Source organism: Luteimonas sp. A501 (assembly GCF_054052085.1).
Window position 1 is genome coordinate 77,412 of the sequence record NZ_JBSVRI010000002.1, and the last position, 26,216, is coordinate 103,627.

A 26,216-nucleotide genomic window follows, 5' to 3' on the forward strand; every position below is an offset into this window, starting at 1 on the left:
GTCCCATCAGGGCCTGCACCCGCTCCTTCGCCACCCGGCTTCGGTGATCAGCAGCGCGCCTCCCAGGCTGCGGATCTCGTGGAAAGTGGGCGGGTTGTCGCCGGTGATGCCGGCGGCGGTGCGCGCGTCGGCGAAGGCCCGGCTGATCTGCTCGGGCATCACCTGCGTGTGGTGGTCGCGATGGGCGGCCTGCTGGCCCTTCGGGCGCGCGCGGCCCGGCAGGCGGTGCGGCGAGAGGACCGAATCACGGCAGCGGGTCACCAGCGCCGCCAGCGCGTCTGACACGGCGATCTTGAGCCGCACGGCGCTCGATCCCTCGGTCTTCTGCGGCACAACCCACAGCGCGCCGTCGCGCACGTCCGAGAACCGCGCAGCGGCGATGTCCTCGCGCCGCAGCAGCGTCAGCAGCGACAGATCCATTGCGTTCTGCAGCCTCGCTGCCATCCTGCGGCCGGAACTCCAGCACCTGGTCTTTGCCATCCCGCTCGACGTGCTCGTAGAAGGCGCTGGCCAGCATCACCCCGTGAGTCTTGCCGAACTGGCCCTTCCAGAAGCCCTCGAGGTTGTCGCGCCTGGCGTTGTAGGTTCCGGGGTATTTGCGGTCGTAGAACTCCGGCTTGCCCGCAGGCCGAAACTGGTACCGCATGGGCAGCACCACCGGCCCGCCTTCCTGCTAGACCATCACCGGCGCGTAGTAACCGGGGTAGATGCGGCTGTCGCGCGGCTTCGGGTCCTTGCGGCGCAGGTCAGCCAGGCGCCCCTCAAGCTGCTCGAACCTTGTTGCTGCCGATGCGGACGTCGTCGGCCGCCTTCTTGGTCGGCTTCTCGGCCAGCGCCAGCTCGCCCTTGGTCACCCGGAGCCGCTGCTTCCCGAGTTCGCGTTCAGCCTCGGCGATGTCCTTGGCAATCTAGAACCGAACGGCATCGCGCAACGGAGCTGCCTCGGGTGCCGGGTCGGCCGCCGCGGCGTCCCGCATGCCCTTGGGCCACTTCGGGCGCTTGCCCTTGCCGGGATCGGCCATGGCCTGCTGGGTGAATTCGTCCAGCGAGATCTTCGCGCCGAACTCGCGCACGTATTTCCGGTAGTTCGTCTCGACCAAGGCGGAGTAGCACATGGCGTGGCCGGGGCAGGGTGGGGGGATCGAGAGTATCCCAGCCTACGCGAGGGTCAGGTTAACGGCCTGCGGCAGTCTCACGCACCGGAAACACGCTTCGCTACCATGCGCTGCATGCTCCCCGTAGGCTTCCACTGGGCGAGCCGCTACCAGTACGACAAGCAGCGGACCGCGCTGGTCTACCGCGGGAAGCAGGTGGCGAACTTCATCGGCTCCGACCTACGTACCTTCGCGGCCACTCAGCCACGTGATCCTTAATTAAGTGAGCACCACCTTGGGTGGTGCTCACTTCGTGTCTTACTTCGGAAGGCAAATTGAAGTACCGCAGCTAGAACCTGGTTTCACCCACGGTGAACCGATACGTTGGAACATGCCGCTCATAGGGATGTAACGATAATTCGAGCAGCGGCCGGTGCTGCACAGATTTACGTTCTTAGGCCGGTTCTGGCCGTCGACCCAGCTGCCCACGTCCGGATCGACAACGGTCTTGATAAACAACAGTTCCTCAGGCCCGCCGAAAGACCCTTCAAAGTCACAACTCGAGCAACCCTCGTAAGTGCCAACGTTGATGATGGCGAAAGCAGCACCAGCGGCTACCAAGAGTGCGGCTGCAATGATCGTCTTCCTTTTCATTTACTTCTTCCCGCTGCTGGCCCCAAGTTGAGTGGCATATGCCTGGGCCGCGGCCAGATCCTTGGCGCCCAGACTGCCCGCATGGCTGCGAACAAGTGCTTGAAACTGTGGCGAGCCTCCCTTCACTGTCCCGTACGCTAGGAGATACGCATGCGCCTTGATCGGGTCATGGGCGCCAAAAAGAGGACTGTCGAACACCTCGAATGCGTTATAGAGCGCAGGGGGGTCCCCGCTCGCCGCCGCCGCACTAGCGAATGCGACGACGTTCCCCTTATACGTGTCCATGATGCCCGGTCGGCTGAGCGCGGCCTCAGTAGAGAGAAACTCGGCCGCCAAACCGCGGTAATCGATTTGCGCTTCGATCACGCCTCTCGCCGCAGCGCTGGTGATCAGGTCGAAGCGCTGCTCGGCGGTGCTGGAGGTCAATCCATGGCAAGGTCTAAAGAGCTCGTTATGAGTGGCAGCGGCGGCCTCGAGATCATCGGGTCGAACTAGCTGCGCGGCGTTTTCAGTGAATGTTTCATCTGCAACCTGGGCGGTGTCACAGGTCGCGAGGGCAGTTGCGAGAGCGTAAGCGAATGCGGGGTCGCCCTGCGCTCGTTGCTCCAGATTTGCCATCGAATCTGCCAGATTGAGTCGCGACAGCTCGGTTGCATGTCCTGGGTCGGCCCGAGTCAGTGCACGCGCACTGGCTCGGCCGGAACGTTCTGCAGGCGCGCGATCGCTAGATAGGCGGGCACCCTGCACAGGGCCGCTACCCGGAACAGAGGTCGGATCTGCGGGTGCGAAGTTGACGTACGCGATTGCCGCGGCCCCAACTGCACCGAGCAGCCCGAGCCGGTAGAGCATTCTCATGATTCCCCTAGCACTATCATTTCCCCATAGCCAGACTAGTCGGATGTTGCGCTCGGGATTGAGGTGAGGGTCGCAGCCTGAGATGTGGACGCCGAAGCTTGAGTAGTTTGAGATGCCCGACGGCACCATCCAAAAGATCGGATGGGTGCTAATCAACGAGGCAGGCGATCATTACTGTCCGCCCGAACACCCTGGCGCGGCCCTGACCGGGTTCGTGCCGGAGCAAATGCAGCGGCTGGCCGACGAGCTGAATGCCGGTCCGAAAAAGGCACCCTGACGATCGTCGCGTTGTTACGTGGGCTGTTACGTGGCCAGTAAAAAGGGCCTGCGGATTGCTCCGCAAGCCCTTGATATCTCTGGCGCCCGAAGTTGGACTCGAACCAACGACCCCCTGATTAACAGTCAGTCTCGCTCGCAACGCAAGTGCCCTCCCGGTCGTTCCGCACCGCGGCCGTAAAGGTGACCGCTGCCGTTATCTCAAGCCGCGACACGGGTCACGAATGGCAGGTACACTCGGTCGTGCTCGGCACCGCGTATTATATGAAAAGAATCAGCTAGTTATGGCCGGAACAGACGTGATTGGGCACCACCCCCAGCTGCCTCTCCTGCCCATCGCCCAGCGGGACATCGATGGCATCCAGATGGGCGTCCTTCCGGACGGAACCGCCTACCTCACGGCGCGAGGGTTGGCCCGGATGTGCGGCACCCCTCATTCGGTCCTTTCACGCTTGGCAAGCGGGTGGGATGACGAGCGATTCAAGCCCCCGCGGCCGGAAGATTGCCGACGCGCTACAGGCGCAGAACTACGATGTTCGGACGCTGGCACTTCGTGCCATGCACAAGGGGACGGAGACCCTCGCTTTTCCGGACGTCGTCTGCATGGCGATCCTGGAGTACTACGCGTTCGAAGCTGGATCGGAGTCCAACGCTGCGGCCCTTTCGAACTATCGCCTGCTGGCACGATCGTCGTTCAGGGCGTTCATCTACACCCAGGTGGGGTACGACCCGAAATCTGAGGTCCCGGAGGCCTGGAAGCAACTTCATGATCGGGTCTCGCTGACCTATAACGCTGTACCGGCTGGCTACTTCGGCATCTTCAAAGAAATGGCGGACGTGGTCGTCACCCTCGGACAAAACGGGCTCCAAATTGACGCCGGTTTCGTGCCCGACATCAGCGTCGGCCAGGCATGGGCAGCACACTGGAAGAAGCAGGGCTTCGATGGGGCGATCGGTCCAAGGGCCAAGTTCGAGCACAACTATCCGGATTATTCTCCACAGGCTGCATCGAATCCGCAGGAGCCGTGGTGCTATCCCGAAGCCGCTCCCGGTGAGTTTCGTCGTTGGCTCCGGGAGGACTATGTGGGGGCAGGCGAGTTCGCGAGGTATATCGAGTCGAACGTGGCTCAGAAAGCGCTGCCGCCTTCGTTCGCTCAGCTGGCCATCGCCGCGTACGCCCCAAGCGAGGATTGAAGCGCTGCTACCTGCCACCCTATGGCCCGGTAAGTGATTGATCTTGAAGGCGCTTAATTGAAGGTTTTGAAGCGGCCGAAATCAGCGTGTTTCCCTTCGCATTCAAGACCATGCGGGTGTCAGGGGGCTAGTCTGGGGGACAAGTGGTCGTCGGTTCGAATCCGGCTACCCCGACCATTTTGAACACGAAGCCCGCCTTGTGCGGGCTTCGTGCTTTTCCGGGCGCGGGAACCTTCCGGTCGCGCCATGTTCCAATCGCTTCATCGCCAACATGGAGGGTGTGGAATGCGCGCGAAAGAGACAGGGATCCCGGTCGTCCTGGCGGTGCTCCTCGCGATGGCTGCGGCGGGTGCACAGGCGCAGCCGCAGCGCGCGGAGCTGATGGATACTCCGGACGCAACGGAGTCCACGGCCACGCTGGCCGGCGCACCGGAATCCGTGGATGGCCCGGAGCGGGCCATCGTCGACCTCGACACCATGGTCGTCTCCGGCGCGCAGCCGGGTCCGGGCATGTGGACGGTCCGGAGCGGCGACCACGTGCTGCATATCCTCGGCACGGTGTCGCCGCTGCCGCGGCGCATGGAGTGGAGCTCGGCCGGTGTCGAAGCCGTCATCGCCGGGTCGCAGGTGGTGATCGGCGCGCCGTCGATCGCGGTCGGCGCCGACCTCGGCTTTTTCCGCGGCATGGCTCTGGTGCCGGCGATGCTGCGCGCCCGCAACAACCCGGGCAAGCGGCCGCTGAGCGAGGTCGTGTCGCCGCAGCTGTACGCGCGCTGGCAGGTGTTGAAGGCGCGCTACATGGGCCGCGACCGTGGCGTCGAGAAGCGACGCCCGCTGCTGGCGGCGCAAGCGCTGTACGAGGCGGCGCTGGACAAGTCCGGACTGCGGATGAGCGGCGTGGTCGGTCCGGTGGTGCGCAAGGCGCGCAAGGCCGGCGATGTCCCGCTGGTCGCGACCACGGTGCGGCTGACGGTGGAGGATCCGAAGGCCGTGCTCAAGGAGCTCGGCGAGAGCGACCTGGCCGACCGCGAGTGCTTCGCCGGCACCATGGACCGGATCGAGACCGACCTCGACAACATGCGCGCGCGTGCCAATGCCTGGGCGCTGGGCGACATCGAAGGGCTGCGTGCGCTGCCCTACGAGAACCACTACACAAGCTGCCAGGACGCACTGACCGGCAGCGCACTGGCTCGGAGGCTGGGCATCGACGACATGCCGCGCCGCGCCGGCGAGGCCTGGCTGGAGAACGTGGACCGGGCGCTGGCCGAGCACGGCTCGAGCTTCGCCATGCTGCCGATGCACCATCTGCTGGGGGCCGACGGCATGCTGGAGAAGCTCGCGGCGCGCGGCTACGCCATCGAAGCACCGTAGCGCCCCGGGCGAGCTTCAGCCGTTCGCGCCCTCGGCCTCGCCGGGGGCCAGCACCAGGCGGTTGCGGCCGCCGCGCTTGGCCGCGTACAGCGCCGCATCGGCGGCGCCGATCCAGTGCTCGATGCGCGCATGGTTGGCGCGTGCCTGCGCGATGCCGATGCTCACCGAGTACACATCGCCCGGCGCTTCGGCCAGTGCGATGCGTTCGACCGCGGCCCGGTAGGCTTCGGCCAGCCGGGCGGCCTCGTCCAGTCCGGTGGCGGGGCAGACCACCGCGAACTCGTCGCCGCCATAGCGGCCGGCGATATCCCCCGGGCGCAGCAGCGTGCGCAGCGCGGCGCCGGCCGCGCGCAGCAGGGCATCGCCCGCGACGTGGCCGCTGTCGTCATTGACGCGCTTGAATCCGTCCACGTCGATCAACAGCAGGGCCGCGGGCCGGGCATGGGCGTGGACGTCATGCAACGCCGCCGCGGCGTCGCGCTCCCAATGCCCGCGCAGCGCCAGCCCGGTGACCCGGTCGACGCGGCCGAGCAGGTCGAGCTCCCGGTTCTTCTGCAGCACCTTGCGCACCAGTTGCTGGCGGCCGAGGCTCACCATGCCGGTGTGGATCAGCAGCATCGGCAGGCAGGCCAGGATCACGGCGGTGCTGGAGGCGGGCTGGAAGGCGAAGCCGGTCGCCAGGCCGCCAAGCAGCAGCGCGGCCAAGGACACGGGAAGCGTGCGCCGGAAGATGCCCGGCACGTCGGAGTTGACCTTGTCCGCCGCGGACAGCGCGACCAGCAGCACGCTGGGCAGCAGGTTGAAGTGCATCAGCGGCACCCAGAACGCGGCGATCGCGGAGTCGACCAGCAGGTTGCGCTGCTCGGCCGCGAAGGGGTCGGCACTGCGCCTGGCCAGCAGGTAGGCGATGTGCGGCCAGGCCAAGCCGGTGAGCGCGCACAGGGTCCAGCGCAGCGGTCCGGCCTGGAGCTCCCACAGCACCATCGCCATCGCCAGGGCGCCGAACCCCATGCCGAGTATGCGATAGCGGTAGACGCGCCGGGGCAGCGCCGCGCGCGCGCGCGGCGAACTGAACACGCTCGCGTGGGCGGCCTCTCCGCTCAGTGGTCCTGTCTTCACTGGCCCTCCCCACCGGTCGGCCGCCCCGCGCAGACGCGCCGGATGCCCGGAGTATAGGCCTTGCGGCCGGCCTTCAGCCGGCCGCGCTGCGCGGTCCCGGCGCCTCGGTCCGGCCTGCCTGCGGCCAGCGAGCCAGCACCGATGCGCGGATCCCCGCGGCGTCGATGCCGGCCTCGGCCAGCAGGTCCTCGCGGCTGGCGTGGTGCTGGAACGCATCCGGCAGTCCAAGGTGCAGCACGGGCAGGAGCACGGCCTCCGCGGCGAGGAGTTCGGACACGCCCGAGCCGGCGCCGCCCATCACCACGTTGTCCTCGATGGTCACGAAGCCTTCGTGCGTGCGCGCCAGCTCCAGCAGCAGCTCGCGGTCCAGCGGCTTCACGAAGCGCATGTTGACCACCGTGAGGCCGAGCTCGGCGCCCACGGCCTCGGCCGCGGGTACCGTGGCGCCGAAGGCGAGCAGCGCGATGAGCGCACCCTCGCGGCGCAGCTGCGCCTTGCCGATGGGCAGCGTCTCGAGCCCCGGACCGATCGCGATGCCGGGGCCGCTGCCGCGCGGGTATCGCACCGCGGCTGGACCGTCGAAGCGGAAGCCGGTGGACAGCATCTTCCGGCACTCGTCTTCGTCTGCGGGCGCCATGACCACCATGTTGGGCACGCAGCGCAGGTAGCTGAGGTCGAGGTTGCCGGCGTGGGTGGCGCCGTCGGGACCGACCACGCCGCCGCGATCGATCGCGAACAGCACGTCCAACTCCTGCAGGGCCACGTCGTGCACCAGCTGGTCGTAGCCGCGCTGCAGGAAGGTGGAGTAGATCGCGACCACGGGCTTGGCGCCTTCGCAGGCCATGCCGGCGGCAAGCGTGACCGCGTGCTGCTCGGCGATCGCGACGTCGAAGTAGCGCTCGGGGTACTCCCGGCTGTAGCGCACGAGGCCGGAGCCTTCGCGCATCGCCGGGGTGATGGCCATGAGCTTGGGATCCGCCGCAGCCATGTCGCAAAGCCAGTCGCCGAAGATGTCGGTGTAGGTCGGCTTCTTCACCGCGCCGGGCTTGGCCACCAGGCCCTGGTCGGGATCGAAGGGCGACACCGCGTGGTAGCCGATCTGGTCGCCTTCGGCGCGCTCGTAGCCCTTGCCCTTGGTGGTGATGACGTGCAGCAGTTGCGGTCCCTTGAGGGTCCTGAGCAGCTTCAGCGCCGAGGCCAGGGCCTTGATGTCGTTGCCATCGATGGGGCCGGTGTAGTGGAAGCCCATTTCCTCGAACAGCGTGGACGGCACGAACATGCCCTTCCAGTGTTCTTCCCAGCGGCGCACGAAGCGCGCCGGCGACTTGTTCTTGTCGCCCAGCAGCTTCTTCCCGCCCTCGCGCAGGGCGTTGAGCGTGTGGCTGCCGGTGGCGCGGCCAAGCATCTTGGTCAGGCCGCCGACGTTCTCGCTGATCGACATGCGGTTGTCGTTGAGCACCACCAGGATGTCGGGCTCGGGCTCCATGCCGCCGGCGTGGTTGAGGGCCTCGAAGGCCATGCCCGCGGTCATCGCGCCGTCGCCGATCACCGCGACCACCTTGCGCTCGTCGCCGGCGCGGGCGGCGGCGATGGCCATGCCAAGCGCGGCCGAGATGCTGGTGGAGGAGTGGCCGACGCCGAAGGTGTCGTACTCGCTTTCCTCGCGCTTGGGGAACGGCGCGACGCCGTCCTTCTGCTTGACGGTGTGGATGCTGTCGCGGCGGCCGGTCAGGATCTTGTGCGGATAGGCCTGGTGGCCGACGTCCCAGACGATGCGGTCGCGCGGGGTGTCGTAGAGGTAGTGCAGGGCGGTGGTCAGCTCCACCACGCCCAGGCCGGCGCCGAAATGGCCGCCGCTCTTGCCGACGGATTCAATGAGGTAGGCGCGCAGCTCGTCGGCGATGGCGGGCAGTTCCGCTTCGTCGAACTCGCGCAGGCGGGCCGGGCTGTCGATGCGCGCAAGGCGCGGATGGCGAGTGGAGTCGATCATCCCCGCATTGTAGGACGCCGTGGCGTACTGCGGCGCATTGAGGGGCCGGCGTCCACCCGCAGGCCCCGTTCAGCGGTTGCGGAGGCGGCCGAACAGCCCGCCGCGCGGCTTTGCCGGCTCTTCCGCGTGCACGGGCTCGTCGCGCACCGGCTCGGCAAAGCCGGTGGCCAGGTTGGCGTTGACGAAGTCGGCGACATCGGCTGCCGGAACGCCGCTGGCGGCGGCGAGCTCGGCCACGGTGGCCGGCCCCTTCATCATCTGGGTGGCGATGCGGAAGTGGCGCGGGTATTCGCGTTCGGTCTGCGGCCATTTGTTGAGCTGGAACAGGCCCATCGGGTCGAGGCCCGGCAGCAGCGCGCCGCCACCGGCAAGCAGGCCGTCGAACCAGCGCAGTCGCGAGAGTGGCTGGGGGGCGCCGGCTGACGCCGTCTCACGCGCCCATTCCTCCGCGCCCATGGGCTCGAAGTCCGAAGCCTCGATGCCGCGCTCGAAGCAGGCAGCCAGTGGCTTGAGCTGCGCCGGGCCAAACCAGCTGTCGTTCGACGCATCGATCAACAGGCCGGGTTGCCCGTCCTGGCGATAGCGCAGCTTGCCCGTGAGGGCGCCGGGCTGCAGCCACGTGGCCAATGAGCCTTCGACGGAAAGAGGCGGGGTGGCCGCCGGTTCGTTCGTGGGTGCCGAAACCGGCGGAACGGCTGCAGCGCCCGGCGGAACGGCTGCAGCAGCCGGGGCGGCCTCGGCCACGGGCGCCGGCTCGGGTTCGGCTTCGGCTGCTGCGCGCAGCAAGCTGGAGACGAGGGGTGCGGGTGCCACTGCCGGAGCCGCAGCCGGGGGTCCAGTCTCCGGCGGCACTGCGGGGGCGGGAGCCGGCGGGGTCATCGCGGCGCTGTCCCCCGCCTGCTGCAGCTCGATGCCCATCCCCCGCGCGACATCCGCCAGCAGCTCCACCAGCTGCGCGGTATCGAAGGGACGGCCGAGCCGGTAGTCGGTCTGGGTGCGCGGTGCGGAGGTCAGGCCGATCACCTTGCGGCCGGCGGCGTGCAGGCGCAGCCAGCTCATCGGCCCGTACATGCTGTCCATGTCCACGACGATGTGCCCGGCATCGGCGTCCGGGACCAGCGACCAGCGCTCGCCCAGGTGCGTGTTCGCCTCGATGAAGGCGGCCTTGAGTGCGGCTTCGGTGGCGGGGTCCATCCCGGTCAGGCCGAGGGTCAGCGACATCGCGCAGCATTCCTGACGTTGAATTGACCGAAGTGTTGCGGAGCGGGTCACGGCCGTCAACGCGCACAGGACGGCACTTGCGGCTGCGGTGCGTCACTTTCCCCTGTGTTCGGTGACGTCGGTCGCGTTCGCCCTGCGACGTGCTGCGCGTGACCGGCCCGGGATCCTCAGTGGCGCCGGCGCTTCGGCAACTGGCTGGAGAGGAAGGCCATCTGGTCGGCGAGGATGTTGCGGTTGGACAGGATCAGGTGCTCGATCCAGCTTGGCCGGTACGGGATCGCGAGCAGCGGCATCGACGCCTGCGCCGGATTGCGGCCGCCCTTGCGCGAATTGCAGGCGAAGCAGGCGGCGACCACGTTTTCCCAGGTGTCCACGCCGCCGCGCGACACCGGCTGCACGTGGTCGCGGGTGAGCTTCTGGCGCGGGAACGCGTGGCCGCAGTACATGCACAGGTGCTGGTCGCGGGCGAAGAGTGCGTTGTTGGTGAGCGCGGGGGTCGGGTCCAGCGCCCGCGCGCTGGCATGGCCGCGGGCGGCCACGATGGGATGCAGTTCGACCAGGCTGCGCGCCCCGGTGGCGCGGCTGATGCCGCCGCGGACCGCAAGGCAGGGTTCGCCAAGGGTCCAGGCAACTGCCCCGCGCACGTACAGGCAGGTGGCTTCCTGCCAGCTCATCCAGTCAAGCGCGCGGCCGTGGGCATCCAGGGCCAGCAGGCGCACGCGACCCAGGGCCGGGACCCCCATGCCCACGGACTGCGGGATCGCCGGTGGTGCCGGGGGTTCCATGCCGCTGACAAGGCGAAGTCGCGCTCTGCCGGGTTCCATGGGAACAGCAGTTTATACGCTCCCCACGGCGGCTTGTGTAGGGGCGGGCTCAGGCGCCGAAGTGATCGGCCTCCAGCGCCATCAGCGACCCGGCGCCGGCCCGGATCGCGGCGGCGTGGGCCAGCGTGCGCGGCAGGATCCTGGCGAAGTAGAAGCGGGCCGTCTCGCGCTTCGCCTCCTTGAACGCCGCCGGCCGCGATGAACCGCGTGCCGCCACGGCCGCGCGCAGCCACCAGTACGCCAGGACCACGTAGCCGGAATAGAACAGGTAGTCCCAGGCGGCCGCCCCGAGCTCGTCGGGGTTGCCGGCCGCACGGCCCAGCACGCCGGTGGTCAGCTCGCCCCATTCCGCGCACCTGGCGCGCAGGGTGGCGATGTCGTCGGCGAGTTCGCCGTCGCCGTCGTTGGCCGCGCAGAACGCCTCCACCTCGGCCAGGAACAGCTTCAGGCCCGCGCCCCCGGAGGAGGCCGTCTTGCGCCCGATCAGGTCCATCGCCTGGATGCCGGTCGTGCCCTCGTAAAGCGTGGTGATGCGGGCGTCGCGCGCCAGCTGCTCCATGCCGTGCTCGGCGATGTAGCCGTGGCCGCCGAAGCACTGCAGCGCGTTGTAGGTGTTCTCGATGCCCCATTCGGTCTGGCAGGCCTTGGAGATCGGGGTCAGGAAGCCGACCAGGGTCTCGGCGCGTTCGCGCGCGGCCGGGTCGCTGGCGTGCGCGGCTTCGTCCAGCAGGCTGCCGGCGTGCATCGCCAGCATGCGGCTGCCTTCGGTCAGCGCCTTGACCGACAGCAGCATGCGCCGCACGTCCGGGTGCACGATGATGGGATCGGCCGGCTTGTCGGGGAACTTGGGGCCGGTCAGCGCGCGCGACTGCAGGCGCTCGCGCGAGTAGCGCAGTGCGTTCTGGTAGGCGCGCTCCGACAGCCCGAGCCCCTGCAGGCCGACGCCCAGGCGCGCGGAGTTCATCATGGTGAACATCGCCTTGAGCCCGCCGTGCTTCTCGCCGACGAGGTAGGCCTGGGCGCCGTCGAAGTTCATCACGCAGGTGGCCGAGCCCTTGATGCCCATCTTGTGTTCGATCGAACCGCAGCGCACCGCGTTGCGCTCGCCGATGGTGCCGTCGCGGGCGACCTTGAACTTGGGCGCGACGAACAGCGAGATGCCCTTCGCCCCCGGCGGCGCATCCGGCAGCTTGGCCAGCACCAGGTGGATGATGTTGTCGGTGAAGTCGTGCTCGCCGGCGGTGATGAAGATCTTGGTGCCGGTGATGGAATACGCACCGTCGTCGACGGGCTCGGCGCGGGTGCGCAGCAGGCCCAGGTCGGTGCCGCAGTGCGGCTCGGTCAGGCACATGGTGCCGGTCCAGCTGCCTTCGAGCAGCGGCTTCAGGAAGACCTCGCGCTGCCAGTCCTCGCCGTGCTGGCGCAGCGCTTCGACCGCGCCGTGCGAAAGCAGGGGGAAGTTGCCCCAGGCAAGGTTGGCGGAGTTGATCATCTCGCTCACCAGCGTGCCCACCAGGTGCGGCAGGCCCTGGCCGCCGTATTCCGGCGTCGCGGTCAGCCCCGGCCAACCGCCTTCGACGTACTGCGCATAGGCGGCCTTGAAGCCGTCCGGCGTGATGACGTCGCCGGTGGCCGGGTCATGGTGGCAGCCTTGCTGGTCGCCGATCGCGTTGAGCGGCGCGAGCACGCTGCCGCTGAAGCGCGCGGCTTCCTCGAGGACCGCATCGATGACGTCGGGCGTGGCATCGGCGTGGCCGAGGCGGGCGAACTGCGTCGGTGCGTCGAGCACCTCGTTGAGGACGAAGCGGATGTCGTCGAGCGGGGCGGTGTACTGGCTCATGTCCGGGGACGTGTCCTTGCGATTGGTTGGAATGGGGTGGCGGGATTCAGCGCAATACGCCCGGCAGCCCCGGTGCGGGGCTGAGCGCGCTCTTGCGCGTCACCTTGTAGTCGCGGGCGGACCCCTTGTCCGCCGGTGCGGCCTGGATGCTGCCTTCGAGCCCGTAGTCGACGCCGCGGCCCGCGGCGAGCGCGTCGGCCAGCACCATGCGCGCGCTGGAGGCCGGCACCATCGCGACCGCGACTACGTCCGCCGACTCGGGGCCGATCTCGAGCGCCGGTGCGTGCTGCAGCGCGCCGGCGTCCTGGCCGCCGACGGTGACCTCCAGGTCCACCGAGTCGAAGCGCATCGGGATGCTGCTGTAATTCTGCAGGCGCAGGTTGATCGACCAGCTGCCGTCGGCCTGCACGGTCAGCTGCTGGATGCTTGCCGCGGGCTCTGAAATGCGGCGCACCGGACCGCTGGAACAGGCGGTCGCAAGCAGCACGACCAGCGACGTGAACGCGAGGATTCGACGGCCCATTGCTGCCTCCTGAACGATTGTTCCGAGCATAGCATCGCTCGATACGGTGGCGGATGGTCCTGCTGCCTGTCGGGAACTGCCGCTGTTTAGCGTTTACAGTGAGTCGAAGACATCACGGAGCTGCAACAGAGATGAGTGCCGATCACACCCGGAACGGTTTCAAAGAGCGCCTGCCATGGACCATCGCCGCCATCGCGGTGGTCGCGCTGGTGGCGAGCCTGGTCTGGGACCGCCCGGACAAGGCGGACGCGGACGCGACGCTGGCCCAGCTGACCGAACGCCTGGACGCCTTGGAAAACACGCCGCCAACCCCTGCGCGACGCGCACCGGCGGGCATCCGGCCCGGGCCGGCCGGCGGCATCGGTGGCGACCTTGATGCCAGGATTGGCACCGGGGAGCCGCAGACGCCCGAAGAGATCGCCGCGGCGCGCGACCAGCAGCTCAAGGAGCTCGAGGCCAGCTTCGCCCGCGACGTGCCCGATCCGGTCAGCGGCCCGAGCACCGAGAACCTCCTGGTCGAGACCATCTCCGGTGAAACCATGGCCGGCACCGGCCTGCGCCCCGGCAACGTCGACATCGCCTGCAAGCAGTCGAGCTGCCGCATCGTCGGCAGCTTCGACAAGATGGGCGACGCCCAGGACTGGGGCCTGTTCTACATCACGGCCGCAGGCGGCAACGTACTGTCGCAGACGCGGATGGTGTTCGTGCCCAAGCCCGACGGCAAGACCGAAGTGCGCATCTATTCGGAGCGCGCGAAGGGCTGAGCGGACAGGTCGTTATCGCCCGGCGGGTGCGCGCTGGCTGAAGCGCAGCGCGATGCCCAGGGCAGCGGTTTCCGCAGGCTCGCCCGCAAGGTCGGCCTGCAGCAAGGGTCGCTCTTCGAGGTAGCGCGCCGGCAGCTGAAGTTGCAGCGCGTCGTCGCGGGCCACGGCGTCCAGCCCCGGGATGTCGGGACTCTCATGGCCGCGGTGCAGCAGCACCGCCAGCCGCAGCAGGGCCGACAGCCTGCGCGCAGAAGGCAGCAGGCGGTCGGGCAGGGCTTCGAACACGGTCTTCGGCACCTTGCGCCGGTGCGCGCGCACCAGGGCGGCGAGGAACTGCTGCTCCTGGCGCGAGAAGCCGGCGATGTCGGACTGCGCCAGGATGTAGGCGCCGTGCACCTGGTAATGGCTGTGCGCGATCGTCAGTCCCAGTTCGTGCAGCTGGGCCGCCCAGGACAGCATGACCCGGTCGTCGGGCGTGAGTGCCCACGCGGCCGCGACCTGGTCGAACAGCATGCCCGCGGTGGCCTCGACCCGGAGCGCCTGCGCGCGGTCCATGCCATAGCGCTGGACCAGCGCATCGACCGAAGCATCGCGCGGGTCCTGGTCGCCGGCACGGCCGAGCATGTCGTACAGCACGCCTTCGCGCAGTGCGGCCTTGCTTACCGCCATCCGCTCCAGGTCCAGGCTGCCGAAGGCCGCTTCGAGCACCAGCAGCCCGCCGGCGATGATCGGACGGCGTTCGGCGGACAGGCCCGGCAGCTTGATGTCGTCGATATGGCCCGCGCGCAGCAGTTCGTCCCGGACCACGGGCAGCGCCGCGGCGGTGACCGCGCCCTTGGTGAGCTTCATCGCAGCGCAGATCTCACCGATGGCCTTGTTGGTGCCCGAGGCGCCGATGGCCTCCTGCCAGCCAAGGCTGCGATAGGTCGCCGCGAACTGCTGGAATTCCACGGAGGCTTCGATCAGCGCGTCGCGCCACTTCTTCTGTGACAGCCGGCCGCTGCTGAAATAGCGCATCGTGCTGGCCACCGCGCCCAGCTGCATGCTCTCGCGCTCCAGGGTCTCGAAGCCGCGGCCGATGATGCATTCGGTCGAGCCGCCGCCGATGTCGATCACCAGCCTGCGGTGTCCGGCCTTCGGCGGCTGCGCGTGCGCGACCCCCAGGTAGACCAGGCGCGCTTCCTCGCGTCCCGCCACGATCTCGATGGCATGGCCGAGCGCGGTCTCCGCAGGCATCAGGAAGGCCTGCGGCGCGGCCAGCTTGCGCACGCTGTTGGTGGCGACCGCGCGCACGCGATGCGGCGGGATGTGGCGGATGCGCTGGCCGAAGCGCGCCAGGCACTGCAGTGCGCGCTGGCGCACCTCCGTGACCAGGCCGCCGCGGGCGTCCAGGCCCTCGGCCATGCGCACGGTCTCGCGCAGGCGGTCGACGATGCGCAGCTGGCCCAGCGTGTAGCGGGCCACGACCATGTGGTAGCTGTTGGAGCCGAGGTCGATCGCGGCGAGCATGTCGCCGTCGACCAGCGGCTGGCTCTGCGAAGCCGGAGGCGCCGCCAACGGGCTCATCCGCAGATGTCCGCAAGCAGCGCCGCCTGCGCGGAATGCGCGGCTTCGCCCTCGGCCGGCGCGAGTTCGCGATAGCTGCCGTCCGGCTGCAGCTCCCAGGCGTTGGTGTTGTCGGCAAGATAGGTTTCGAGCGTCTCGTGGCGAACGCGCGCGGCGACCGCCGGGTCCAGGATCGGGAAGCAGGTCTCGACCCTGCGCAGCAGGTTGCGCTCCAGCCAGTCGGCGCTGGCGCACCAGGTTTCCGGCGCGCCATCGTTGCCGAACCAGTACACCCGGCTGTGTTCAAGGAAGCGGCCGACGATGGAGCGCACGCGGATGTTGTCGGAGACGCCGGGCACGCCGGGGCGAAGGGTGCAGGCGCCGCGCACGATCAGGTCGATCTGCACCCCCGCCTGCGAGGCGGCGTACAGGGCACGCACCACCTGCGGCTCGTTGAGCGCGTTCATCTTGGCGACGATCCGCGCCGGGCGGCCGGCGGCGGCGAACCGGGCCTCGCGCCTGATCGATGCCAGCACCGCTGCGTGCAGGGTGAACGGCGATTGCAGCAGGCGCTTGAGGTGGATCGCCGGCGCCAGCCCGGAGATCTGCTGGAAGATCTGATGCACGTCGCTGCCGATGTCGGCATCGGCGGTCATCAGGCCGATGTCGGTGTACGCCCGCGCGGTTCCGCTGTGGTAGTTGCCGGTGCCCATGTGCACATAGCGGCGCAGGCGGCGGCCCTCGCGCCGCACCACCAGCAGCATCTTGGCATGGGTCTTGTAGCCGACCACGCCGTAGACCACCTGCACGCCGGCATCCTGCAGGCGGTCGGCAAGGCCGAGGTTGGCTTCTTCGTCGAAGCGCGCACGCAGCTCGACCACCACGGTCACGTCCTTGCCGTTGCGCGCGGCCTGCACCAGGTGCTCGACGATCGGCGAGTCGCGCCCGGTGCGGTACAGCGTCTGCTTGATCGCCAGCACACCCGGATCGGCTGCCGCCTGCTTGAGCAGCTCGAGCACCGGGCTGAAGGCGTCGAAGGGATGGTGGAGCAGGATGTCGCCTTCGGCGATGCGTTCGAACATCGCGTCGCCGCCGGGCAGGTGGCGTGCCTGGAAGGGCGGGAACTTGAGCTCGGGGCGGTCGACGTCGTTGTAGACGTGGATCACCCGGTTGAGGTTGACCGGCCCGTTGATGCGATAGACGGCGTTGTCGGGCAGGTCGAAGTTCCGCAGCAGGTCCTGCACGATCGGTGCCGGGCAATCGGCGGCGATCTCCAGCCGCATCGCGCGCAGGTAGCCGCGGCCGAGCAGTTCGTCGCGCAGCGCCAGCGCCAGGTTCTCGACCTCGTCCTCGTCGAGGATCAGTTCGGAGTTGCGGGTGACCCGGAACTGGTACGCGCCCTGGACCTTCATGCCCGGGAACAGGTCTTCGACGAATTCCGACAGCATCGCCGAGAGGAACACGAAATCATGGTCACCGCCGGACACGCGCGGCGGCAGGCGGATGATCCGCGCCAGCGAACGTGGGGCGCGGACGATGGCCAAGTGCCCGCTGCGGCCGAACGCGTCCTTGCCCTTGAGCACCACCACCAGGTTGAGCGATTTGTTGAGGATCTTCGGGAACGGGTGCGACGGGTCCAGGCCCAGCGGCGACAGGATGGGCAGGATCTCTTCGCGGAAATACGCGCGCAGCCAGCGGCGCTGGCGCGTGTTCCAGGTTTCGCGAGCGAGCACTCGCACCCCGGCATCGGCGAGCGCGGGGCGCAGCACGTCGTTCCAGCAGGCGTACTGCGCGGCCACCAGTTCAGCGGTGCGCTCGTGGATCCTGCGCAGCACGGTGCCGGGCGACAGCCCGTCAGCCGGCAGCGGCACGTCGAAATCCTGCGCGTGGCGCACGGTGGCCGCGCGGATCTCGAAGAACTCGTCGAGGTTGGTGCAGGAGATGCAAAGGAAGCGCAGCCGCTCGAGCAGCGGCATGGTCGCGTCCTGCGCCTGTGCGAGTACGCGGAAGTTGAAGTCGAGCTGGGACAGCTCGCGGTTGAGGTACAGCGCGGGGTCGCGGAGCGAGTCCGCGGCCGGGTCGGTCGCGGCTCTCGCCTTCGCCGTGGCGGCCTGCGCGCGCGCGGCGAGGGTGCGGGCTGCGCCGGCGTCAGGCGGGTTGGCTGGTGTGGGTCTGGTCATGTGGCTCTTCATCATGGTCCTGCGTTCGCGCCAGGATGCGCTCGGCGCCGAAATGGCAGGAGAACGTGCTGCCGCGCCCGACTTCGCTGCTGATGTCCAGCCGCGCCTGGTGGAGCTGCAGTACGTGCTTGACGATCGCCAGGCCCAGGCCGGTGCCGCCGGTTTCGCGGGTGCGGCTGCTGGAAACCCGGTAGAAGCGCTCGGTCAGGCGAGACAGGTGCGCTTCGGGGATGCCGTAGCCGCTGTCCTCCACCACCAGCGAGACGCCACCGTGCGCGGCCGGCTGCAGGCGCACGGATACCGTGCCGCCGCTGGGCGTGTAGCGCACCGCGTTGGCGACGAGGTTGGAGAACGCGCTGTGCAGTTCGCGCGTGGAGCCGAGGAGGTCGACCCCGGCCAGGTCGTCGACGTTGACCTGGTGGCGGCCCTGGCTTATCGCTTCGGCCTCGCGGCGCAGGGTGGCAAGCATCGGCGCCATCGCGACTTCATCGTCTTCGATCGCCTCCTGCGCCTCCAGCCTGGACAGCATCAGCAGGTCCTCCACCAGCTGGGTCATGCGCTGCGACTGGCGCCGCATCTCGCTGATGATCGGCTCCCACTCGGCGGTTTCGGCGGCCTCGGCCGGGTCGAGCATGTCCAGGTAGCCGTGGATCACCGTCAGCGGCGTGCGCAGCTCGTGGGAGACGTTGGCCACGAAGTCGCGGCGCATCTTCTCCAGGCGCATCAGCTTGCCGACGTCGCGGGCCACCAGCAGCCACAGCGCGTCGGAGTAGGGGATCAGGCGCAGGCTGATGCGGATCGCCGGATCCGCGGGCGACGCGGCGTCGACGATCGGCTCGGCGTGGCGGCCGGCGCTCAGCCAGTGCGCGATCGGCAGCGGCTGCAGCCGTTCGCAGAGGCTGGCGCCGCGGTCCTGCGGGTAGCCGAGGCCAAGCAGCCTGCCGGAGGCGGCGTTGCACCAGATCACCCGCTGGGTGTTGCGGTCGACGACCACGAGCGCATCGGGCAGGGCGGTGGCGACCGCGCGATAGGCGCGCATCATCTCCACCAGCCGGCGCTCGCGGGTCCGGACCTCCTGGCGGGCGCGATGCAGCAGGCGCTCAACGGCCGACCAGGCGCCACCGCGCGCGCTGGGTGGCGGCAGGCGCATGCGTGCGTCCAGGTGGCCCATGATCCGGTGCAGGCGCAGCAGGTGCGCGGCCAGCAGCGCCAGCGCGGCCAACGCCACGGCGGGCCAGGGCTGGCCCACGGCCAGGCCGATGATCAGGGCGGCAACCAGGACCCCTGCCAGCGTTGCCAGGGTCCGCTGCCACGAAGTCTTGAGGGTCGGCGGCATGCCGCCAGTCTAGACCGAGGCGGAGAATCGGTAACCCGCGCCCCGCACCGTCTGCACCATGCCGTCGAGCGTGAAGGGCTCCAGGGTCTTGCGCAGGCGGCGGATGTGCACGTCGACCGTGCGTTCCTCGACGTAGACGCTGCCGCCCCAGACGTGGTCCAGCAGCTGCGAGCGCGAATACACCCGGTCGGGATGGGTCATGAAGAAGTGCAGCAGGCGGTACTCGGTGGGTCCGATCGATACCGGCTCCTCGCCCGCGAACACCCGGTGCGCGGCGCCGTCGATGCGCAGGCCGCCGACGTTCACGCTGCCGTCCTCGTCGTCCTCCCGGGAGCGGCGCATGACCGCGCGGATGCGAGCCAGGAGCTCGCGCGACGAGAAGGGCTTGACCACGTAGTCGTCGACGCCGGCCTCGAGGCCGCCGACGCGGTCGTTTTCCTCGCCGCGGGCGGTGAGCATGATGATCGGGATCTCGCGGGTCAGCGATTCGCGGCGCCAGCGGCGGGCCAGCTCGATGCCGCTGGTGCCTGGCAGCATCCAGTCCAGCAGGATCAGGTCGGGCACGCGGTCGGCGATCGCCTCCTGGGCCTGGCGGGCATCGGCCGCATGGACCGGTTCGTAGTCGCCCTTGCGCACGGCGAAAGCCACCATGTCGCGGATGGCGGGTTCATCGTCGACGATCAGGATGCGCTTCTGCACGCTGCTACCGCTCACTTTTGGCCATGGCGGCCATTAGACGACGGTTTGGTGACTGTTTGGTGACAGCGCCGCGCGGCGGCGCGGTCTCACCGCCGGTGCAGGTCGGGGTCGCGGATGCCCTGGCGGCGGAGTTCAAGCACGGTCGGGGTGATCGCGGCGATCCGCGCATCGATCCGGGCGCGGGCGTAATAGTCGAGGTCGTCGCGCTTGCGCAGGGTATTGAGCTGGAGCAGGGCCTGCTCGGCGCGGCCGTTGAGGAAGGCGTTTTCCGCCCAGGCCTCGCCGGCGCGAATCGGGTCGCCGGCGCTGTCGCTGGCGCGGGCAAAGATGTGGTGGAACACCGGATCTTCGCCGGACGCGGCCATCAGCGGGCGCAGGATGTCCTGGGCACGACGCCCGGATTCGGCATTGTTGCGTTCGACCAGGGTTTCGGCATAGCCCAGCACCACGGCGCGGTTGCGCGGCATGCGCCGCACCAGGTCTTCGTAGCGGGCATCGGCTGCGGCGTGCAGGCCCTGGCGCGACTCGGCCCGTGCCAGGCCAAGCAGCAGCCAGGTGTCGCCGGGGTTCGAGGCCAGCAACGCTTCGAAGCCGCGTGCGGCCTCGGCCCCTTGGCCCGCAAGCAGCTGCGCCACGGCCAATCCGTAGCGCTGGGGGTCGGTGAGCTCGCCGCTGCGCGAAAGCCGGGCGTACTCGGAGATGGCGCGTGCCGGAGTCTCCGCGCTCAGCGCACGCAGGCGCTCACGAGCCCAACCGAACTGTTTGCCGCTGGCGGCGCCGGGAGCGCCCGGGCGCAACAGCGGCGGCAGCAGGGGGTTGTTGCCGGCAAGCCCGACGGTTGAAAAGCTGCCCTTGTTCCGGTCGGCATGCTGCTCGGCCAACTGCCGGGCCTCGCTGATCCGGACGGTGGTGACGGGGTGGGTGCGCAGGTAGTCCGGCATGCGCTCGCGCTCGCCTCCCTGGTTCGTGCGTGACAGCGCCTGCATGTGTTCGAACATCCTTGCCATAGCAGTCGTGTCGTAGCCGCTGCGGGCAAGCGTGCGCATGCCCACGCGGTCGGCCTCGGATTCGTTGGCGCGCGTGTAGTCGATCCGGCGCTGGAGCAGCAGGCCCTGGGCGCCGGCAACCGCCGCGACCGCGGCGTTTCCCGCCGAGTCGCTGCTGGTCTGCGAAGCCACGGCCATGGCGCCCAGCATCGCCAGCAGGATCGGAATGCTGTCGCGCTGGGCGCGCTCGGCCCCGCGCAGGACGTGGGCCTGGGTCACGTGCGCGACTTCGTGGGCGAGCACACCGGCGACTTCGTCCTCGCTTTCGGCGATCAGCACCAGGCCCGCGTTGGTACCGATGTACCCGCCCAGGGTGGCGAACGCATTGACCGAACGGTCCTTGATCATGAAGAAAGTGAACGGCTGCTCGGGCTGGTCGCTGGCCTCGGCCAGCCGGTTGCCCATGTGGCGCAGCCACGAATCGATCAACGGGTCATCGAGGATGTAGTCGTAGTGGCGCAGCTGCGCCAACAGCATCTGCCCGTACTCGCGCTGCTGTGCGGGTCCGAGCATGGTGTCCGCCGACGATCCGATATCGGGCAGCCGCTGCTGCGCAGGTGCCGCGGAGGCGGCCACTGCGAGAGCGAAGGCGATGGTGGCGGGAAGCAGGCGCATGCGGGATCGGATGGGCTGAGGCCAGGTCGTAGAGGGGGAGGGCGGGCTGACAGGATGGGGGCGACGCGGACGGCAGGCGTGAACACCTCGTTAATCCGGGCCCTCGATCCGGTCCGTTGCGGCGCGTGCACGACGCGCCGTGCAAGATCGGCGAAAATGCAGCCGACCCGTGCGGAAGCGGCCCGCGCGATATCCGCGTCCGCGCCCACCGCACCATTGACCGCGTCTGGCGCCACAAGTTTCCGGAGAATCCCTTGAACGAAAACACTTCCCCCGAGATCACCCTCTACACCAGCGCGGTTTGCGCCTACTGCGTCGCCGCCAAGAACTTCCTGCGCAGCAAGGGCCTTGAGTGGACCGAAGTGCGGATCGACACCGACCCCGCCGAGCGCGAGCGCATGGTGTCGCTTGCCGGGCGCACCTCGGTGCCGCAGATTTTCGTCGGCGACGCCCACGTCGGTGGCTACGACGACATGATGGCGCTGCACCGGGCAGGGGGCTTCGAGCCCCTGGTGACGGGCAAGGACGCGTAGGGCGCAAGGCGGCTGGCCCACGGGCCGCCACGCATTCATCACTGCGTTCAGGGGCGGCTGCGCGCAGTGCCGGACCGCTTGCGGCATAATCGGGGGCTGCATTTCGCTTCCCCGACGCCTGCGCATGCGCCCGGCGTCCCCCCTGTATGGACCCCAAACAATGACCCAGACAATCACGGTCATCCGCGGCGATGGCATCGGCCCGGAGATCATGGACGCCACCCTGCACGTGCTCGACGCCATGGGCCTCGACCTTGCGTATGAAGAAGCCGACGCCGGCCTGATGGCGCTCGAGAAACACGGCGAACTGCTTCCGCAGGCCACGCTGGACTCGATCAGCCGCAACCGGGTCGCGCTCAAGAGCCCCCTGACCACGCCGGTCGGCGACGGTTTTTCGTCGATCAACGTCCAGCTGCGCCGCCACTTCGACCTGTACGCGAACGTGCGTCCGGCGACCTCGTTCCCGAACACCCGCTCGCGCTACACCGAGGGCGTGGACATCATCACCGTGCGCGAGAACACCGAGGGTGCCTACAGCGCCGAAGGCCAGGAAACCGCGCCCGACGGCAGCTGGGCGGTGTCGGTCACCCGCAACACCCGCAAGGGCTCCGAGCGCATCGTGCGCTACGCATTCGACCTTGCGCGCCGCGTCGGCCGCAAGAAGGTCACGGTGGTGCACAAGGCCAACATCCTGAAGTCGACCTCGGGAATCTTCCTCAACGCCGCGCGCGAAGTGGCCAAGGAATACCCGGACATCGAGTGCAACGAGATGATCGTGGACAACACCTGCATGCAGCTGGTGATGCGCCCGGAGCAGTTCGACATCATCGTGACCACCAACCTGTTCGGCGACATCATCTCCGACCTCTGCGCCGGCCTGATCGGTGGCCTGGGCCTGATCCCGGGCGCCAACATCGGCAAGGACGCGGCGATCTTCGAGGCCGTGCACGGCTCGGCGCCGGACATCGCCGGCAAGGGCGTCGCCAACCCCTGCGCCCTGCTGTTGGGCGCGGTGCAGATGCTCGAGCACCTCGGCATGGTCGAGCAGGCCGGCAAACTGCGCGCGGCGATCGTGGCCACGCTGGAAGCCAAGGACTCGCTCACCCCCGACCTGGGTGGCTCCGGCACCACCATGGGCTTCGCCCGGGCGATCGCAGGCCGCGCCGCGGCCTGAGCCGGCGGCCTGCCGCGGGGCAGGCGGGATGGCAATGCAGACGGGCGCTTCGGCGCCCGTTTCGTTTCTGGAACACCGCTGTCCCGACGCTCGCCTCGACAGTGCGGGTCGTGCGGCCCACAATCGCAAATCCTTTCATGCGGATAAAGCGATGAATACCCGCCCCAGCGCCCTGGCGCTGACCCCGCTGCTGCTGTTCCTGGCGCTGTTCTTCGGATCCGGGCTCTATTTCACCCTGCAGGGCGAAGCGATGGGCTTCTACCAGCTGCGGGCGCCGGTCGCGATCCTCCCGGCGCTCGCGCTCGCCGCGTGGCTCGCCCACCGCCGGGGGGTGAAGGCGGGCGAGGTGCTGCTGCGCGGCATGGGCGACCCGAACATCATGACGATGTGCCTGATTTTCCTGTTGGCGGGCGCATTCGCCTATGTCTCGCAGGCGATTGGCGCGGTCGATGCGGTGGTTGCCCTGGGCGTCGGTGCGGTGCCTGCAGCGCTGCTGCTGCCTGGACTGTTCGTCGTCGCCTCGCTGATCTCGCTGGCGATAGGCACGTCGATGGGCACGATCGCGGCGGTGGTGCCGATCGCGTTGGGCGTGGCGGATGCGTCGGGCCTGGATCGCGCGCTGGTCGTGGGTGCGGTGATCGGCGGCGCGATGTTCGGCGACAACCTGTCGGTGATTTCGGATACCACCATCGCCGCCACCCGCAGCCAGGGCGCGGAGATGCGCGACAAGTTCCGCGAAAATTTCAGGATCGCACTGCCGGCGGCACTGGCGACGATGGTGCTGCTCGCCTTCCTCGGCGACCCGGCGCCGGTGACCACCGAGCAGCCGGCGTCGGCCTGGCTGGTGCTGCCCTATGTGCTGGTGCTGGCCCTCGCGCTCAGCGGTCTGGACGTGATCCTGGTGCTGGGCATCGGTCTCGCGCTGGCCGGTGCGATCGGGCTGGCGCTGGGCCCGGACTACGACCTGGTGCAGTACGCCGGCGATATCTGGACCGGCTTCGAGGGCATGACGGAAATCCTGCTGCTGTCGCTGCTGATCGGCGGCGTTGGCGCGCTGATGAAGGCCGCTGGCGGCCTGGATTGGCTGGCGCGTGCGATCGCCCGCTTCGCGCGCGGCCATCAGGGACGGCGCACGGGCGAGTTCAGCATCGCCGCGCTCTCGGCGACCGCGGACGTGTTCACCGCCAACAACACCGTCGCGATCCTGGTCAGCGGCGACGTCGCCCGCGACATCGCCCACCGCCACGGCATCAGCCCCCGGCGCGCGGCGAGCGTGCTCGACATCTTCGCCTGCGTACCGCAAGGCGTGTTGCCCTATGGCGCGCAGATCCTGCTTGCCGCCGGCCTGGCCTCGGTCTCCCCGCTGTCGCTCTCGGGCAGCGTCTTCTACTGCTGGATCCTGGCGTTGGTGGCGATCGGCTTCATGGCCCGGCCGCGGCGCGAACCGGCGCTTGCGGCGGATGCGGCGGGTGCGGCGGGGCCAGGTGCTGCCTAGCCGGGAAAAGCCAAGAGCTTTTTTGCCACGGATTTACGCGGATTTTTCGCGGATCTACGCGGATAAGGCAGGAGAGGAGCAGGTCCGTGTGGCATGAAGCACCCGTTCTTCCCTGTTTTCGCTCTATCTGCGTAGATCCGCTCTTATCCGCGCGAATCCGTGGCAAAGGCTCTTGCTGTTCCCCTTGAAGCCCATACGCGAAGGGCGCCCCGCGGGGCGCCCTCCTGATGCGTGCTGCGTGGTGCAACCGTCAGCGGGACTGCAGCTTGGACAGCAGGCGCAGGAACTCGATGTACAGCCACACCAGGGTGACCATCAGGCCGAAGGCGCCGTACCACTCCATGTACTTCGGCGCGCCCTGCTCGGAGCCGGACTGGATGAAATCGAAGTCGAGCACGAGGTTCAGCGCCGCGATCACGATCACGAACAGACTGAAGCCGATGCCGACGATGCCGTTGTCATGGATCATCGGGATGTTGACGCCGAAGAAGCCCAGCACGATCGTCGCCAGGTACACCAGGAAGATGCCGCCGGTGGCCGCGACCACGCCGAGCTTGAACTTCTCGGTGGCCTGGATCCAGCCCGCGCGATAAGCGAACAGCATCGCGAACAGGGTGCCGAAGGTCAGCATCACGGCGTGGACCACGATGCCTTCGTACATATGGCTGTACAGAGCGGAGATCGCGCCGAGGAAAAAGCCTTCGACCAGCGCGTAGAGCGGCGCGGTCACCGGCGCCCATTCCTTCTTGAACACCGTGACCATGGCCAGGATGAAGCCGCCGATCAGGCCGCCCCACATGTACACGGAGAAGCCCGGGGCGATCTCGCCGCCCGGCGTGAACGCCTGGCTCCAGGCGAACGCCGCGGTCAACACTGTCAGGAACAGCAGGAACGCGGTCTTGTTGATCGTGCCGTTGATGGTCATGGTCCCGGCGCCATCGCGGGTCACGACGGTGCCGCTGCCAAGATCGAGGAAGGTGGAGTCGGAAAGGACCGGGTTGCCGCTGCGCATGGATTTCCCCAAGGGTTCAGTGTGCGTTTGCCTGCGCGGAAGGATACACGGGCCGGCTGGGCGGGAGCCTGCGCGGCCCCGGGGTGGTGCGAAAGGGGGGACTCGAACCCCCACGCCTTGCGGCACTGGTACCTAAAACCAGGGCGTCTACCAATTCCGCCACTTTCGCATCGTGCTGGGCCGGCCATCCGCCGGAGCGCCCCGCAAACAAAAAAACGCCCGGCGGGGCCGGGCGCTTCGGGTCTTGGTGGGCCGTCAAGGATTCGAACCTTGGACCTATTGATTAAGAGTCAACTGCTCTACCAACTGAGCTAACGGCCCCGAGCGGGAAATCTTAGCAAAACGATGGCCGGCAGATCAACACTGCAGGTCATCGGCGAAAGCTGGGGTGGAAGACGGGATTTGAACCCGCGACCCCCGGAATCACAATCCGGTGCTCTAACCAGCTGAGCTACATCCACCATTGGGTCCCGCGTCGAACCGACGGGCCGCGCATTGTAGCGCGGTCGGAAGTGAAGTGCGACGGGTTGCAGGCATCTGGAGATCTGGCGCGCCCGGCAGGACTCGAACCTGCAACCCCCGGCTTAGAAGGCCGGTGCTCTATCCGGTTGAGCTACGGGCGCAGAAGAATGGTCGGGGTAGAGGGATTCGAACCCCCGACATCCTGCTCCCAAAGCAGGCGCGCTACCAGACTGCGCTATACCCCGACGAATGCGGACAGCCGGTGCCGCCGCGGCTGGTCCGGGGCATTGTCGGGAGGCCTCCGGACGGTGTCAACGCGTGGTGCTGGCGGCAGCGGCCGGATTCCGCCAAAATGTCCCGTTCCGTCGCCGGATCCGGGCCAGCCCGCGGTTCG

General features: G+C 68.5%; 24 protein-coding genes and 5 tRNA genes. 8 read left to right on the forward strand and 21 right to left on the reverse strand.

The window, feature by feature from the left end:
• Window positions 1–6 precede the first annotated feature (6 nt).
• Window positions 7–420, reverse strand: a complete 414-nt coding sequence (locus ACW7G5_RS06805; RefSeq protein WP_457003035.1) for a tyrosine-type recombinase/integrase — start codon at window positions 418–420, stop codon at window positions 7–9.
• A gap of 488 nt (window positions 421–908) precedes the next feature.
• Window positions 909–1,115 (reverse strand): hypothetical protein, encoded by a 207-nt coding sequence (locus ACW7G5_RS06810; RefSeq protein ID WP_457003037.1) that lies wholly within the window; start codon window positions 1,113–1,115, stop codon window positions 909–911.
• A 114-nt stretch (window positions 1,116–1,229) separates the two neighbouring features.
• On the opposite strand from ACW7G5_RS06810, the gene ACW7G5_RS06815 reads away from it, so the two are divergent.
• Window positions 1,230–1,373: a hypothetical protein gene (locus ACW7G5_RS06815; RefSeq protein ID WP_457003039.1), complete on the forward strand. Its 144-nt coding sequence runs from the start codon at window positions 1,230–1,232 to the stop codon at window positions 1,371–1,373.
• A 39-nt stretch (window positions 1,374–1,412) separates the two neighbouring features.
• Here the strand turns inward: ACW7G5_RS06815 and ACW7G5_RS06820 are convergent, their stop codons facing one another.
• Together ACW7G5_RS06820 and ACW7G5_RS06825 are read right to left on the reverse strand one after the other, a co-directional pair.
• Window positions 1,413–1,748, reverse strand: coding sequence for a hypothetical protein (locus ACW7G5_RS06820; RefSeq protein WP_457003040.1), 336 nt, complete (start codon window positions 1,746–1,748; stop codon window positions 1,413–1,415).
• Entirely contained in the window at window positions 1,749–2,366 is a 618-nt protein-coding gene (locus tag ACW7G5_RS06825; RefSeq protein WP_457003042.1) for a hypothetical protein, read from the reverse strand. It abuts the gene before it with no gap.
• A gap of 349 nt (window positions 2,367–2,715) precedes the next feature.
• On the opposite strand from ACW7G5_RS06825, the gene ACW7G5_RS06830 reads away from it, so the two are divergent.
• The 3 genes from ACW7G5_RS06830 to ACW7G5_RS06840 all read left to right on the forward strand — a co-directional run bounded on the left by ACW7G5_RS06830 (window position 2,716) and on the right by ACW7G5_RS06840 (window position 5,444).
• Window positions 2,716–2,880, forward strand: a complete 165-nt coding sequence (locus ACW7G5_RS06830; RefSeq protein ID WP_457003044.1) for a hypothetical protein — start codon at window positions 2,716–2,718, stop codon at window positions 2,878–2,880.
• A gap of 467 nt (window positions 2,881–3,347) precedes the next feature.
• Complete coding sequence (locus ACW7G5_RS06835; protein WP_457003046.1) at window positions 3,348–4,073, forward strand: hypothetical protein; 726 nt, start codon at window positions 3,348–3,350, stop codon at window positions 4,071–4,073.
• 285 nt (window positions 4,074–4,358) lie between these two features.
• Complete coding sequence (locus ACW7G5_RS06840) at window positions 4,359–5,444, forward strand: TraB/GumN family protein (RefSeq protein ID WP_457003048.1); 1,086 nt, start codon at window positions 4,359–4,361, stop codon at window positions 5,442–5,444.
• A 15-nt stretch (window positions 5,445–5,459) separates the two neighbouring features.
• On the opposite strand, the gene ACW7G5_RS06845 is transcribed toward ACW7G5_RS06840, so the two are convergent.
• From ACW7G5_RS06845 to ACW7G5_RS06870, 6 genes are all read right to left on the reverse strand, one after another.
• Entirely contained in the window at window positions 5,460–6,563 is a 1,104-nt protein-coding gene (locus ACW7G5_RS06845; RefSeq protein ID WP_457003050.1) for a diguanylate cyclase, read from the reverse strand.
• 73 nt (window positions 6,564–6,636) lie between these two features.
• Window positions 6,637–8,553: a 1-deoxy-D-xylulose-5-phosphate synthase gene (gene dxs / locus ACW7G5_RS06850; protein WP_457003052.1), complete on the reverse strand. Its 1,917-nt coding sequence runs from the start codon at window positions 8,551–8,553 to the stop codon at window positions 6,637–6,639.
• 69 nt (window positions 8,554–8,622) lie between these two features.
• Entirely contained in the window at window positions 8,623–9,774 is a 1,152-nt protein-coding gene (locus ACW7G5_RS06855; protein ID WP_457003053.1) for a hypothetical protein, read from the reverse strand.
• Window positions 9,775–9,941: 167 nt separating this feature from the next.
• Window positions 9,942–10,598 (reverse strand): HNH endonuclease, encoded by a 657-nt coding sequence (locus ACW7G5_RS06860; protein WP_457003055.1) that lies wholly within the window; start codon window positions 10,596–10,598, stop codon window positions 9,942–9,944.
• A 49-nt stretch (window positions 10,599–10,647) separates the two neighbouring features.
• Window positions 10,648–12,438, reverse strand: a complete 1,791-nt coding sequence (locus ACW7G5_RS06865; RefSeq protein ID WP_457003057.1) for an acyl-CoA dehydrogenase C-terminal domain-containing protein — start codon at window positions 12,436–12,438, stop codon at window positions 10,648–10,650.
• A 46-nt stretch (window positions 12,439–12,484) separates the two neighbouring features.
• Entirely contained in the window at window positions 12,485–12,961 is a 477-nt protein-coding gene (locus ACW7G5_RS06870) for an NDR1/HIN1-like protein (RefSeq protein ID WP_457003059.1), read from the reverse strand.
• Between the two features lie 131 nt (window positions 12,962–13,092).
• Between ACW7G5_RS06870 and ACW7G5_RS06875 the strand changes: the two genes are divergently transcribed.
• Window positions 13,093–13,725, forward strand: coding sequence for a hypothetical protein (locus ACW7G5_RS06875; RefSeq protein ID WP_457003060.1), 633 nt, complete (start codon window positions 13,093–13,095; stop codon window positions 13,723–13,725).
• A 12-nt stretch (window positions 13,726–13,737) separates the two neighbouring features.
• On the opposite strand, the gene ACW7G5_RS06880 is transcribed toward ACW7G5_RS06875, so the two are convergent.
• The 5 genes from ACW7G5_RS06880 to ACW7G5_RS06900 form a co-directional block, all read right to left on the reverse strand.
• Window positions 13,738–15,291: a Ppx/GppA phosphatase family protein gene (locus ACW7G5_RS06880; RefSeq protein ID WP_457003062.1), complete on the reverse strand. Its 1,554-nt coding sequence runs from the start codon at window positions 15,289–15,291 to the stop codon at window positions 13,738–13,740.
• Window positions 15,288–17,450 carry a polyphosphate kinase 1 gene (gene ppk1 / locus ACW7G5_RS06885; protein WP_457003063.1) on the reverse strand — a complete coding sequence of 721 codons (2,163 nt, stop codon included), beginning with the start codon at window positions 17,448–17,450 and terminating at the stop codon, window positions 15,288–15,290. Before ppk1 ends, ACW7G5_RS06880 begins: the two co-directional genes overlap by 4 nt.
• Window positions 17,419–18,786 (reverse strand): phosphate regulon sensor histidine kinase PhoR, encoded by a 1,368-nt coding sequence (gene phoR / locus ACW7G5_RS06890; protein WP_457003065.1) that lies wholly within the window; start codon window positions 18,784–18,786, stop codon window positions 17,419–17,421. The genes ppk1 and phoR overlap by 32 nt, the downstream gene beginning before the upstream one ends.
• Window positions 18,787–18,795: 9 nt before the next feature.
• A complete protein-coding gene (gene phoB, locus ACW7G5_RS06895) occupies window positions 18,796–19,485 on the reverse strand; it encodes a phosphate regulon transcriptional regulator PhoB (protein ID WP_457003067.1) in 690 nt (229 codons plus the stop codon).
• A gap of 86 nt (window positions 19,486–19,571) precedes the next feature.
• Window positions 19,572–21,146 (reverse strand): M48 family metalloprotease, encoded by a 1,575-nt coding sequence (locus ACW7G5_RS06900; protein ID WP_457003069.1) that lies wholly within the window; start codon window positions 21,144–21,146, stop codon window positions 19,572–19,574.
• A 254-nt stretch (window positions 21,147–21,400) separates the two neighbouring features.
• On the opposite strand from ACW7G5_RS06900, the gene grxC reads away from it, so the two are divergent.
• From grxC to ACW7G5_RS06915, 3 genes are all read left to right on the forward strand, one after another.
• The gene (grxC, locus tag ACW7G5_RS06905; protein WP_457003070.1) at window positions 21,401–21,679 is read left to right on the forward strand and encodes a glutaredoxin 3; all 279 of its coding nucleotides are present in this window, start codon (window positions 21,401–21,403) and stop codon (window positions 21,677–21,679) included.
• Window positions 21,680–21,839: 160 nt separating this feature from the next.
• Window positions 21,840–22,853, forward strand: a complete 1,014-nt coding sequence (locus ACW7G5_RS06910; protein ID WP_457003072.1) for an isocitrate dehydrogenase — start codon at window positions 21,840–21,842, stop codon at window positions 22,851–22,853.
• Between the two features lie 34 nt (window positions 22,854–22,887).
• A complete protein-coding gene (locus ACW7G5_RS06915) occupies window positions 22,888–24,348 on the forward strand; it encodes a Na+/H+ antiporter NhaC family protein (protein WP_457003956.1) in 1,461 nt (486 codons plus the stop codon).
• A gap of 250 nt (window positions 24,349–24,598) precedes the next feature.
• On the opposite strand, the gene ACW7G5_RS06920 is transcribed toward ACW7G5_RS06915, so the two are convergent.
• From ACW7G5_RS06920 to ACW7G5_RS06945, 6 genes are all read right to left on the reverse strand, one after another.
• Window positions 24,599–25,360, reverse strand: a complete 762-nt coding sequence (locus tag ACW7G5_RS06920) for a Bax inhibitor-1/YccA family protein (protein ID WP_457003074.1) — start codon at window positions 25,358–25,360, stop codon at window positions 24,599–24,601.
• Between the two features lie 84 nt (window positions 25,361–25,444).
• Window positions 25,445–25,529, reverse strand: a tRNA-Leu gene (locus tag ACW7G5_RS06925).
• 76 nt (window positions 25,530–25,605) lie between these two features.
• Window positions 25,606–25,681: transfer RNA gene (locus ACW7G5_RS06930), tRNA-Lys, on the reverse strand.
• A gap of 63 nt (window positions 25,682–25,744) precedes the next feature.
• A tRNA-His gene (locus ACW7G5_RS06935) sits at window positions 25,745–25,821 on the reverse strand.
• An 85-nt stretch (window positions 25,822–25,906) separates the two neighbouring features.
• Window positions 25,907–25,983 (reverse strand) — tRNA-Arg (locus ACW7G5_RS06940).
• Window positions 25,984–25,990: 7 nt separating this feature from the next.
• A tRNA-Pro gene (locus ACW7G5_RS06945) sits at window positions 25,991–26,067 on the reverse strand.
• Between the last annotated feature and the right edge of the window lie 149 nt (window positions 26,068–26,216).